Origin of the sequence: Aurantimicrobium sp. (assembly GCF_036667855.1) — a bacterium.
Taxonomy (GTDB): domain Bacteria; phylum Actinomycetota; class Actinomycetes; order Actinomycetales; family Microbacteriaceae; genus Aurantimicrobium.
In genome coordinates, this window is sequence record NZ_JAVWTF010000046.1 from 1 (window position 1) to 12,355 (window position 12,355).

General features: G+C 55.5%; 10 protein-coding genes and 1 pseudogene. 7 read left to right on the top strand and 4 right to left on the bottom strand.

Annotation, left to right across the window (positions count from 1 at the left end; translation table 11 throughout):
* On the top strand, window positions 1–2,110 hold a 2,110-nt coding region (locus RR877_RS08505; RefSeq protein ID WP_332627925.1), incomplete at its 5' end, for a PASTA domain-containing protein.
* A gap of 18 nt (window positions 2,111–2,128) precedes the next feature.
* On the opposite strand, the gene leuS is transcribed toward RR877_RS08505, so the two are convergent.
* Entirely contained in the window at window positions 2,129–4,648 is a 2,520-nt protein-coding gene (gene leuS / locus RR877_RS08510) for a leucine--tRNA ligase (RefSeq protein WP_332618849.1), read from the bottom strand.
* A gap of 4 nt (window positions 4,649–4,652) precedes the next feature.
* On the bottom strand, window positions 4,653–5,987 hold the full coding sequence (gene pabB / locus RR877_RS08515) for an aminodeoxychorismate synthase component I (RefSeq protein ID WP_332627927.1): 1,335 nt from the start codon (window positions 5,985–5,987) through the stop codon (window positions 4,653–4,655).
* A gap of 44 nt (window positions 5,988–6,031) precedes the next feature.
* Here pabB and RR877_RS08520 point away from each other — a divergent pair, with 44 nt between their 5' ends.
* The 3 genes from RR877_RS08520 to RR877_RS08530 are packed head-to-tail and all read left to right on the top strand — an operon-like array spanning window position 6,032 to window position 8,567.
* On the top strand, window positions 6,032–6,799 hold the full coding sequence (locus RR877_RS08520) for an aminotransferase class IV (RefSeq protein WP_332551142.1): 768 nt from the start codon (window positions 6,032–6,034) through the stop codon (window positions 6,797–6,799).
* On the top strand, window positions 6,799–7,482 hold the full coding sequence (locus RR877_RS08525) for a DedA family protein (protein WP_277494449.1): 684 nt from the start codon (window positions 6,799–6,801) through the stop codon (window positions 7,480–7,482). The genes RR877_RS08520 and RR877_RS08525 overlap by 1 nt, the downstream gene beginning before the upstream one ends.
* Before the next feature lie 20 nt (window positions 7,483–7,502).
* The gene (locus RR877_RS08530; RefSeq protein WP_332618846.1) at window positions 7,503–8,567 is read left to right on the top strand and encodes a phosphatase domain-containing protein; all 1,065 of its coding nucleotides are present in this window, start codon (window positions 7,503–7,505) and stop codon (window positions 8,565–8,567) included.
* Here RR877_RS08530 and hflX read toward each other — a convergent pair.
* A pseudogene (hflX, locus tag RR877_RS08535) lies at window positions 8,568–10,057 on the bottom strand (GTPase HflX).
* 100 nt (window positions 10,058–10,157) lie between these two features.
* Window positions 10,158–10,457, bottom strand: a complete 300-nt coding sequence (locus RR877_RS08540; RefSeq protein WP_332618844.1) for a hypothetical protein — start codon at window positions 10,455–10,457, stop codon at window positions 10,158–10,160.
* Window positions 10,458–10,573: 116 nt separating this feature from the next.
* Between RR877_RS08540 and RR877_RS08545 the strand changes: the two genes are divergently transcribed.
* The 3 genes from RR877_RS08545 to RR877_RS08555 are packed head-to-tail and all read left to right on the top strand — an operon-like array spanning window position 10,574 to window position 12,341.
* Window positions 10,574–10,783, top strand: a complete 210-nt coding sequence (locus RR877_RS08545) for a hypothetical protein (RefSeq protein ID WP_332618843.1) — start codon at window positions 10,574–10,576, stop codon at window positions 10,781–10,783.
* A gap of 52 nt (window positions 10,784–10,835) precedes the next feature.
* Complete coding sequence (locus RR877_RS08550; RefSeq protein WP_332627928.1) at window positions 10,836–11,711, top strand: hypothetical protein; 876 nt, start codon at window positions 10,836–10,838, stop codon at window positions 11,709–11,711.
* Window positions 11,712–11,720: 9 nt separating this feature from the next.
* Window positions 11,721–12,341, top strand: coding sequence for a methyltransferase (locus tag RR877_RS08555; protein WP_332551395.1), 621 nt, complete (start codon window positions 11,721–11,723; stop codon window positions 12,339–12,341).
* Window positions 12,342–12,355 lie beyond the last annotated feature (14 nt).

The window sequence follows — 12,355 nt, forward strand, 5'->3', positions numbered from 1 at the left end:
TGTTGCAAAGGGGAGAGCAGGCGGGCAACTCATCCAGCTGGTTATCCCCCAGACCAACATCCTCAAAATGGCATCAGGGTACTCGGCGGCGCACTTCTGCGCTGCACAACTCTCCCTAGATGAGTACCTAGCCGAACAGGAGACACCCATTGACATCCCGCGTATCCACCAGGATTTGAAAACAGTTTTTTCTGTGGTGTCCTTATTCAGTGGTGCCGGTATTTTAGACTGGCCGTTTTTTCAGGACCCACAGTTCAAGCTGAAGTATGCCATTGACTACGATGCTGCCGCCTGCCGAACCTATCAGCAGAACATCGGCACGCATATTGTCCATGGTGACATCCATAAGGCCTTCACGCCCAACGGATACCCACAAGAGAACCTGGTAGACGATGTTGATGTTGTCATTGGTGGACCATCCTGCAAGCCGTTCTCTAATGCCAACCGGCACACCAGATTGCAAGACCATAAAGACAGTGACCTGGTGATGGAATACCTGCGAGGTATTACTCTGCGCGATCTCCTCAAGGACTACGGCAAGCTCACCCCAGAGCAAACTGTCGACATCATGGATGCGGTTCTGCAGGGCCTTGCCGCCGCCCACGAGTCAGGCATTGTTCACCGCGACCTGAAGCCGGAGAACGTTCTGCTCGCTGATGACGGCCGCATCAAACTCGGTGACTTCGGTCTAGCTCGAGCAACCACAGCCAACACGGCATCCGGTCAGGCACTGCTCGGCACCATCGCGTACCTCTCCCCCGAACTCTTGACTCGTGGCGTCGCAGATGCCCGCAGTGACATCTATGCCATCGGCATCATGATGTATGAAATGCTCACCGGCGAGCAGCCCTTCAAGGGTGAACAGCCCATGGCTGTGGCATACCAACACGCCAACGATAAGGTCCCTGCCCCTTCAGCTTCCAACCCAGCCATTCCAGTCGAACTTGATGAGATTGTGGAGTGGGCAACTACTCGCTCCCCCGACGGCAGACCTGAGAATGCAGGGATTCTGCTTGACAAACTTCTCCAAGCTGAGAAAGTGATTCGCACCGGTTCGAGCTACCAGGACCTTTCAACCCAGCAAACCATGGTCATGCCAGCGGGCATGCTTATTGGATCAGATGATGAGACGAAGGCGTTCGGAACAGGAGCTCTCGCTGGCCTGAACCGCAAGGTCCCCATCGATAATCCCGTGGCCGCCCTGAAGGAGATTTCCTCCACACGACGTAGTCGTGGCTTCTGGATTTTTGGCATCACCATTGTTCTAGCCGTTCTGGGCGCCACAGCTGGCTGGTTCTTTAGTTCTGGCCCAGGATCCCTAGCCACGATTCCTGCGACTGCAGGAATGGCGCCTGCCGATGCTCAGAAGCTGGTCGAAGAAGCTGGTTTTACCGCCAAAGTGGTCGAAGCAAATGACTCCACTGTTGCCGTGGGCAAGGTCATTGACACTGACCCCAAGGGTGGAAGTACCATCACTCGTGGCGCAACGGTGAAGATCATGGTCTCTCTGGGTCCCAAAATTGTGGACACTCCTGCATTTGCTGGCATGACGGAAGCAGATGCCAAGAAGAAGTCACAAGAGTTGGGCTTCAAACTCAAGGACCCCGCTGAACAATTCTCTGCAGATGTTGCCAAGGGTTCTGTGATTGCAGCCCTTGATGGTAAGGGCCAGCCCTTGCCTGCGAAGTATCCCGTCGGTGGAGAAGTTCAGTTCGTCGTCTCCCTCGGAGCTATTCCCCCCGTTGACGGCTTGAGTGTTGCCGATGCAACAAAGGCGCTCACAGATGCGGGTCTCGTGGTCGGTGCAACTAATGAAGAATTTAGCGATGTCGCTAAGGGCACCGTGATCTCACTCGCAGTTCCTGAAGGTGTTGTCACCAAGGGAACAAATGTGACCCTCGTCGTTTCAAAGGGACCTGACCTGGTTACCGTGCCCAACGTTGTTGGAAAGTCCATCAAGGACGCAATTGCTGTCCTCCAGGCAGCTGGCTTTGGTTTTGCAACCGAAGTTGACCAAGAACTGTGGGATGCCAAGGCAGTTCGAAGCCAAAGCCTCGCAGGCGATAGCCAAGCGAAGCGCGGCGCCGTCGTCACAATCTCTAACCGCTAACGCGGAAGAGAAAAATCACTAAGCCGAAGGCTTGGTGGCAATGCTCACGATCTTGGGTGCACGCACAATCACGTTGACGATCTCGCGACCTTCGAGTGCTCGAACAACACCGGCAAGTTCACGGGCCTGTGCTTCGAGATCTGCTTCCGCAATATCTGGAGCAACGTCGAGACGGTCACGCACCTTGCCATCAACCTGAACTACACAGGTCACCGAGTCCTGAACCAGTAGCGCTGGGTCTGCCGCAGGCCACACAGCGTGAGCAACTGCAGGTTTGTGCCCAAGGGCTTCCCACATATCTTCAGCGGTGTAGGGAGCGTAGAGGTCCAGCATCATGGCGATAGTCTCTGCTGATTCGCGCACAGCAGGATCTGCTGCGCCCACACCAGAGTCAATGGCCTTGCGGGTTACGTTGACGTGTTCCATCAGGCGTGCAACGAGAACGTTGAACTTGAAACTCTCAATGAGTCCAGGAGCCTCTGCAAGGAGGTGATGGGTTGCCTTGCGCAATGCCTTATCTCCGGCTGCAAAATCCACGCCAGGAGCACTCGAGACGTCCTGAGCAATACGCCAGGCACGAGCCAAGAAACGGTTGCTGGCGGCAGGAGAAACATCTGCCCAGTCAATGTCGTCCTCAGGTGGTCCAGCGAAGGCCATGGTGAGTCGCACAGCATCCACACCGTGTTCTTCAAGCTGTTCAGAGAGCTTCACAATGTTGCCCTTGGACTTGCTCATCGCTGAGCCTTCCATGAGCACCATGCCCTGGTTGAGCAGGTTTGTGAAGGGCTCTTCGAAGTCGATGAAGCCGAGGTCAAAGAGAACCTTGGTGATGAAACGGGCATAGAGCAGGTGAAGAATGGCGTGGGTTACGCCACCGACATACTGGTCAACCGGTGCCCATTTCTTAGCCTCTGCAGGGTCAAATGCCTGAGTGTCATCGTTCGGCGACAAGAAGCGCAGGAAGTACCAGGAGCTATCCACGAAGGTGTCCATGGTGTCGGGGTCACGACGAGCAGGGCTGCCATCAATCGGGTTGGGGACGTTTACCCAGTCCTCTGCTGCACCAAGCGGGGATGAACCCTTGGGCTGAAGGTTGAGACCTTCAGTGGGAGGAAGAACAACCGGGAGCTGGTCTTCAGGAACCGGAATCTCGGTGCCATCTTCCGCGTGGATGATGGGGATAGGAGTTCCCCAGTAACGCTGACGAGAGATGAGCCAGTCGCGCAGACGGAAGTTCTTGGCTGCCTTACCGGTGCCACGCTGAGTAAGAATCTCGATTGCCTTGGCAATCGCATCCTTCTTGGTCAAACCGTCGAGCTCGCCCGAGTTGATGAGCTTTCCTTCGCCGCCGGTGGCAATTCCGGTCACGGCAGGGTTGTTATCGAGAACGTTGCCGTCTTCGTCTGTTCCTGCAGGAACATCCACGACGATCTTGATGGGCAAGTCATATGCACGAGCAAAGTCAAGGTCGCGCTGGTCGTGAGCAGGAACTGCCATCACAGCACCGTGGCCGTAGTCAGCCAGAACGTAGTCTGCAGCCCAGATAGGCAGGCGTTCGCCATTGACCGGGTTGATGGCGTAACGCCCCAGGAATACGCCAGTCTTGGGGCGATCGGTTGCCTGGCGCTCAATTTCCGTCGCCTTCTGAACCTCAGTGAGGTAGTCAGCGAAAGCAGCTTGAATTTCAGGGGTTGCACCAGCAGCCAGTTCAGAAGCGAGATCTGCATCAGGAGCAACAACCATAAAGGTTGCACCGTGAAGAGTGTCTGGGCGGGTGGTGAAGACCGTGACAGGCTGCTCGCGGCCTTCGATCACGAAGTCAACGTCAGCACCGATGGAGCGACCAATCCAGTTGCGCTGCATGGTGAGCACCTTGGCAGGCCACTGACCCTCGAGGGTGTCGAGGTCATCGAGAAGACGATCTGCGTAGTCGGTGATGCGGAAGTACCACTGGGTGAGCTTCTTCTTCACCACGATGGCGCCAGAGCGCTCCGAGGTGCCATCAGGCATAACCTGCTCGTTGGCCAGAACGGTCTGGTCTACAGGGTCCCAGTTGACCCAGCTGTCCTTGCGATACGCCAGGCCCTTGTTATACATCTGCAGGAACAACCACTGGTTCCACTTGTAGTACTCAGGGTCTGAGGTGTGAATGACTCGTGACCAGTCAAAGCTGGTGGCATAGCGACGCATAGAGCGCTTCTGCTGGTCGATGTTGTCGTAGGTCCAGGTGACAGGGTTCAGTCCGCGCTTGATTGCCGCGTTCTCAGCGGGCAGACCGAACGAATCCCAACCAATGGGGTGAAGAACATTGTGGTCACGGTGACGCCAGTAACGGGCAATCACGTCACCGAGGGCATATGCCTCAGCGTGACCCATGTGCAGGTCACCGGAGGGGTAAGGGAACATGTCGAGCACATACTTGCGTGGACGCTCATCTGTGGGGTCGTCAGAGCGGAATGGCTGGATCTCGTCCCAGATAGGAAGCCATTTTTCTTGAATTTCCGCGAAGTTATAGGTCGCGCCCTCGTTCTCAGACATCCTTCTAAGAATACTCGCTTGGAGAGACCCCTAATGCCCTGAGCAACGGTGCAACTTTGACCCAGGTTTCCTCGAGTTCTGCACGTGGTTCAGATCCACTGGTGATGCCACCACCGGTGCCAATCGAGGCACCTTCAGGCGTCAGCACAATGCTGCGAATCACCATGGCCAGATTCGCGGCGCCATCTATGCCCAGATAGCCAAAGGCTCCCGAGTAAATCCCCCGGGGTCCTTGCTCTAAGCCGTGGAGGATGGTCATGGCACTGATTTTGGGAGCACCCGTCATTGACCCCGCGGGGAAGCACGCTTCCAGAGCATCAACTGCAGTCAGGCCGTGGGCCAAGTCTGCAGAAACCGTAGAAACCAGTTGGTGAACGTGTTCGTAGGTTTCCACTTCCAGAAGTGAATCCACCTGCACTGTGCCGAGCTGTGCAACTCTGCCCACGTCATTACGCATGAGATCCACAATCATGAGATTCTCTGCACGTTCTTTTTCACTGGCGAGAAGTTCCTCGGCGAGCGCGGTATCCAGCGCAACACTGTCGCCTCGGCGCCTGGTTCCCTTGATGGGCTTGGTGGTGAGGTGACCATCAGAATCAACAGACAAGAAGACTTCCGGGCTACTGGAGAGCAACGCAATGTCATCCACCACAATGAGGCCTCCGTGGTGGCTGGGATTTGCCTCACGCAGGCGCAGATAGACCTGGAGAGGATTGAAAGTTCCCGTAACCCGCACTTCGTTGGTCAGGCAAAGCTGATAGGCGTCACCTGCCGTGATGGCATCGAGGCAGCGCTGGACCAGAGATTGATAGTCCTGAGGGTTGTGACGCCAGGACACGGCAGCTGCCTGCGCCGTGACGGCGACGTCTACTTCAGGAGTATCTGCAGTACTCAATACCTCTTCTACAGCAGTGAGTCTGGACTGGAGTGCATCATCATCACCGAGTACTAATAGATCAAGGGTGTGAAGTTCGTGATCAAACTCCAGGGCCCAATCCACATAGACAAACAGGGCATCTGGGGTTCGTGCCTGAGCAGTAGGGACTCCGGTGGTGTGTGCAGCTAGTTCATATCCCAGCCAGCCCACCCAGCCCAGGGCAAATCCGTCCTCTCGGACTGCCGAGGTGTCTACTGTCGAATCATGTTCCACCGCTGAGCGCAGACGCTCGAAGATGGTGACGTCCCCCTCGTCCACGTTTTCGTGGAGAGTTTTCTCTGTGGGAATAGAGATATAGGACAAGCCGGTAGTGGCGTGGGGGCCAGCATCAAGCCAGACGGCACGTGGTTCACCCTCTGCAAGCGCAGCGTAGGCAGCAGCAGGGTCTACCCACTGCGACATCCTTACGCGCTGAACTTGCCTGGTCACCGTACTAGCCTAGGGCTGTGGATGTCTTACGTTTTCGCTGGAATGGCAGTGAACTTGTTGACGTCACAGGCGCGCCAGAAATACCTCTCTATGTCGCCGACTCGTTCCTTCTGAATGATGGAAAGGTTGTGGCGTATCAGCGCCACCTCGACCGTTTCTCTGCCTCTGCAGAATTCCAAGGATTAGTCCGTCCACTGGATGATTTTCTTTCTGCGGTCACAGCTTCACTTCCCCGCACTGGGAAACTCTTTCCTCGCATTGACCTGACCGAGCGTGGGGAACTGGAACTTCACATACGTCCTGCTCCTGAACTTCATGAGACCATCGTGCTCGCCACTGCGTCTCACGACCCCCGGGTTGAGCCGACCATCAAGGGACCAGATATCTCCGCGCTCAATGCTTTGCGTGCTGAAGCGCAGGCTCAAGGTGCAGACGATGCAGTCATCCTGGATGCTCAAGGTCGGGTTGTGGACGGATCCACAACCTGCCTGATTTGGTTAGCCGAGGGCGGCCTTCACCTCCCTCCCGCAGAAGCACTGCGCGTCAATAGTGTGAGCGTTGCTGTGGCAAAAGAACTTGCCGCCAAAGGCGGCTTCAGCGTCAGCGAAACCTGGGCAACGCCTGCAGATCTTGAGGGAGTTGAACTCTATGCTGTGAATGCTCTTCACGGCATACGTTCAGCAGTTTCTTGGGTTAATGGTCCATCGTTGAGCGTGAACCAAGAAAGACTGGCGCATTGGCGCCAGCAATATGACCTTCTCGCTGAAGAATTGCCGGAGGCCTGATGAACGAGATCATCAACAACATCTTGTCCGCTGTGGCTTCGGTTGATCCCGTCACACGAACACTGCTTTCTTCGCTGTTCATCATGTTGGAGACTTCGTTCCTGGTGGGCTTGGTTATCCCCGGTGACACCGTTGTTTTGATTTCCAGCACTGCCATTACGAACCTGCAGGAATACATCTTCATGATTGTCATGGTGATTGTGGGATCACTCACAGGTGAAACCATTGGGTTCTTTGTGGGCAAGTACTTTGGTCCCCACATTCGCCGTTCGTGGTTGGGTAGAAAGCTTGGACCCCACCGCTGGGAGCAGGCAGAAAACTACATCGATCGTCGTGGCGGCATCGCGGTATTCCTGAGCCGATTCCTCCCCATCCTGCACTCACTCATTCCCCTGACAGTCGGCATGACGAAGATGAAATACCGCACCTTCATTGCCTGGACATCTGCAGCGTGTGTGATCTGGACCTTTGTCTACGTCACGTTGGCGGCAGTCTTGAAAGACCAATACGAAGCGTTCGCTGCCAAATACGACTGGGCAGGTTTCCTCTTCCTCGGCATTGTCGCGGCGATAGTTATCGCCGTCTCGCTGATCAAGAAGCGCGTCGAAAAGACTCAAGAGAAGTACATGGAAGAACCCGCTGATCATGACCCCAGCACGGTTGAGAACCCTCTGGGTTCCTAAACTCTGACAAACTGAGTGACGTGAAGTCGAGTAAACCTACGAGCGCTGCAGAGCTAACGCAAGATGTCATGCACCGCGCAGCTCGCATCGAGGACCGCTTTCACGCCTACCGAGAAAAGCGTGCACGCAAGCGAGGCTACGCCGTCACTGTTGTTCCCTATCCCGGTTATGGATCAACCGAGTGGGTGCGTGTTCTTTCTCGAGTTCTGTTGACTCGTAACCCCCGCCCCGGTTCCCGAGCTGCACGCAAAATGCAAAAGCGTTCTGAGAGCGTGCGAGGCTGGCGCTCATTCACCGCCGTGCCCATCAACGACGTCACTGTCACCATCACCATCAACGGCGTAGACACCGTCGTGAAGGCAGACCGTGGTGGTGTGGTGGACGTGCAAATCCCGATGAAGCTCTCCCCCGGAATGCACACCGTGCAGATCCAGGCAGAAGGCTCTGATGTCACTGAATCAACCATTCATGTCATTTCGCCCAAGGCCACAGTGGGGCTTGTTTCTGATGTTGATGACACCGTCATGGTCACCGCACTTCCGAGACCGTTCTTGGCTGCCTGGAACTCGTTTGTGTTGGACGAACATGCTCGCGTTCCAACCCCCGGCATGGCGGTGTTCCTCTCTCGCGTCGCAAGCATTCAAGAAGATATGCCGGTGGTCTATCTCTCCACGGGCGCATGGAATGTTGCTCCTACACTGCGCCGATTCCTCGGACGTAATCTGTACCCGCAGGGAACATTGCTCCTCACCGACTGGGGCCCCACTCACGACCGTATGTTCCGTTCTGGTCGTGCACACAAAGAGACCCAGTTGCGCCGTTTGGCTTCAGAGTTCCCGAAGATTAAGTGGATTCTTGTGGGTGATGATGGGCAACACGATGAGTCCATCTATGCCGAGTTTGAAAAAGAATTCCCCGGCAATGTCAAAGCCGTGGCCATACGCCAACTTTCTAATGGTGAAGCTGTGCTTGCCGGTGGTCGCAAAAAAGCCGAGGAACACATTCAGGCCGGCGATGCACCTTGGGTTTATGCCCCTGATGGGGCTGGCCTTGCTGCCCAGCTCACCGAGTTCAAAGTTCTCTAACTAGGCAGAGACAAATTCCTCAAACTGGGGAAGATCTGCGTGCTTGACGCGCACATGCATGCGAGTGCCGCCTTCTTCGTAATCTGTGGAATCAACCACGGCCTTGGCATGCAACGAGGAGACGACATCTCCGCGCTCATAAGGAACAAGCAAGTTCAAGGGAACATCCGGGGTTGGAATACGTTCAGCGATGACGCGAAGAACTTCGTCTATACCTTCACCCGTTCGCGCCGAAGCAAAGATGGCAGAGGGTTCGAGCCCACGAAGTAACAAGCGGGTGTTGTCATCAATAAGGTCGCACTTATTGAAAACGATTTGTTCTGGAATATCGGAGGCTTCAGCTTCTCCAATGACATCTCTCACGGTGCGAATCTGCGACGCAGGGTCTGGATGCGAGGCATCCACGACGTGGACAATCAGATCTGCATCTGCTACTTCTTCAATGGTGGAGCGGAACGCTTCCACGAGCTGGTGAGGGAGGTTGCGAACAAAGCCCACGGTGTCGACGAGCGTGTAGTTTCGTCCGTCTTCGGTCTGTGCTTGGCGAACAGTGGCATCGAGGGTTGCAAACAACGCATTCTCAACGAGAACACCTGCCCGGGTGATGCGGTTGAGCAAAGAAGACTTACCCGCATTGGTATATCCCGTAATAGCTACTGATGGAACAGAGTTGCGCTTGCGATTAGCGCGCTTAGTGTCACGAGCGGGCTTCATCGCTTCGATTTGTTTGCGTAGCTTGGCCATGCGCGTGTTGATGCGACGACGGTCCAGTTCGATCTTGGTTTCACCAGGACCACGAGAACCCATACCGGCCCCGCCACTACCCACCTGGCCACCGGCTTGGCGGGACATCGACTCACCCCAACCGCGCAGACGGGGAAGCATGTATTGCATCTGAGCTAGCTCGACCTGAGCTTTACCCTCACGGCTCTTGGCGTGCTGGCTAAAGATATCCAAAATGACCGCGGTGCGGTCAATGACTTTCACCTTAACTTCGTCTTCCAAAGCACGGCGCTGGGAAGGAGACAGCTCCGTATCTGCCACGACGGTGTCTGCGCCCAGTGCGGCAACGAGGTCACGAGATAGGTTGCAGGATCCGGCATGGGTCGCATCTGCATCACACCATCGAGTACCTGAGCACCCGCCGTTTCACACAGTGCCGCAAGTTCGCGCATGGAGTTCTCGCCGTCTTCAACCTGCCCCTTGGGATAAACACCAATGAGAACAACGTTTTCTAGACGAACCTGGCGGTATTCAACCTCGGTGACGTCTTCGAGTTCAGTGGAAAGGCCCTGCACACGACGCAGCGATATACGGTCAGCGAGATCTTGCTGTTCACCGTCAAAACTGCGGTCATGATCACTGCCAGAAGAGTCATCTAGTGCTTGCGCTCTGCCGGAAGAAAACACGGAAACACGTGCCCGGTCAGTTTTCTCCGCAGCACGGGAGAGAACGCGGTCAACGATGTCGTCAGAGGACTCAGTAGTCATTGCTTCAAAGATATCGCCACTGGCTGTGAATCATTCCCAGCTAGGGTTCTCATCAGAATAACCACATGACAAACCCACTCGCTTAGTTGATGGTGAATAACTACTCGACTATTGCGATCCGAAATTCTTTGATGAGCGCCCCAACCAAATCGTCTAGGACGTCACTCGGTTGTCCGCTAAGGTCGTCGCTCAGCCACTCCAGCCACGTGTGGCGCAACTGGTCAACATCAATCGCCCCGTTCATGGCAAGTACTTGCACCAATGCAGACGCCTCGGGTAGGTACTCATCATCGGGAACGCCCCCGGGCCGACCTGGCTCTAAACCCATGAGGTCGAAGCGATTCAGAACAGAAAGGACTCGTTGCACTGCCTTCTGGTTTTGCTGCGAAGTGAGTTCCATGGGTCCAATTTTGGCAAATCACACGACAAATGAGAGCGTGACATGAAACAAATTGATTCAACAACCCCGTGGTGAAGAAGCTCACGACGTCCTCAGCAGCGCAGTAGTGTGAAGCTATGACCACAACTCTTGCCCCATGCCCGCACTGCGGTGCTGCTTTGGTGCCGATTGTCTATGGCTTTCCTGCACCGGACGCCTTTGAACAGGTCGCACGGGGAGAGATTGTCCTAGGCGGGTGCATGATGTATCCGGGAGCGCCTGATGATGGTTGCCCCACCAAGGGGTGCTCTGGCCCCACCGTTGAGGAGCCTGCTCGTACGCGATAAACTCTTGGTACGGTCTGCGTCACTACGCAGACCATTTCTATGAGGAGTTCTTGTGTCTACACCCAGCAATCCAGCACGCTCAGCTTCCAAGCTTCCCTGGATCATCGTCAGCGTTCTCGCTGCCGTTATCGTGATTGCTTTGGTGACCTTTGTTGCTGTTGCGAACGGAACACCTAAGCCAGACCCCACCAATTCGGGCATCCCCACGGTGACCCCCACCCCACACCCCACAGCAACACCCACCAAGACTCCGACGCCCACGGTTACCCCCACGGCGACTCCTACGCCTACCAAGACCGCGAGCCCCACACCCACACCTAGCCCCACTGTTGTTCCTGTAACTGCCTGGGCAGACAAGACCTATGGCACGTTCACACCCGTGAGCCGCACCAACCAGACAGGCACGAAGGTCGTGGACTTCGGAAACAACATCACCGCAGGTGTGGTCAAGATTGACTCCACGAACCTCAACGATGTTCCTTTCCTGGTTGAAGTTCTCGCAACAGACAACGTCACCGTGATTGACACGATCGTGACGAGTCCTGGAACCTACAACGGAACAGTCGCATTTGGTCTTGCCGGATACGGTAACAACACCGCTGGCGCGCTCAAGATCACTACAGCAAACGAAGTGACATGGTCTGTTCTTATTTCGCCAGTCTCTACTGCCCCGCAGGGCCCCCTGTCTGCACCAAGTTCCACGAGCGGTGATGTTGTGTACCTCTACGCAGGTGCCGCAGCAACTCTTCACGCACAGACCTTTGTTCCTGACCAGGGAATTGTTGTGACCCAGTTCTTCGGACCAACTACTCCTGGACTCACCTTGGTGAACTCCCCCACCATGGTTGATCAGCGCGGCCCCATCTCCGCAGGTCCATCGGTCGTCACCATCAAGGCTGACGGTTCATGGAACGTCACTGTCAACTAGCCTGAAGTTATGACCGAGAAGAACACCGAGCACTACTTCTCGGCACAGCCCGCAGGAGAGTTCCGCACTACTGAGATTGCCGTGCGCTTGTCGCACGGTGATTACACCGTGGAAACAGCGGGCGGTATTTTCAGCCCCGATCACATTGATGCTGGAACGGAACAGCTCCTATACAGCGTCCCCACTCCGCCCAGCACTGGTCATTTTCTTGATGTGGGCTGCGGCTGGGGACCCATGGCACTGACCTTGGCACTGGAAGCTCCTGAAGCCTCGGTTTATGCCGTTGACGTCAATGAGCGTGCTCTTGAGCTCACTCGCAGGAATGCCGCACGTTTAGGCCTAGCAAACATCACTGTTGGTCTGCCCGATTCGCTAGATGCCGCACTGAGGTTTGACCTCATCTGGTCTAACCCTCCCATTCGCGTGGGAAAGTCAGAGCTCCACGAAATCATGAACACCTGGCTACCCAGACTCAATGTGTCTGGTGAGGCCTATTTGGTTGTGGCGAAGCACTTGGGTGCAGACTCGTTCGAGAAGTGGTTAGGAACCCAGTTCGCTGACACTCACACGGTCACACGTGAGGACACCCGCAAGGGATTCCGCATCATCAAGGTAGTGCGAACGAACTAAGGAAGTTGGGGCAG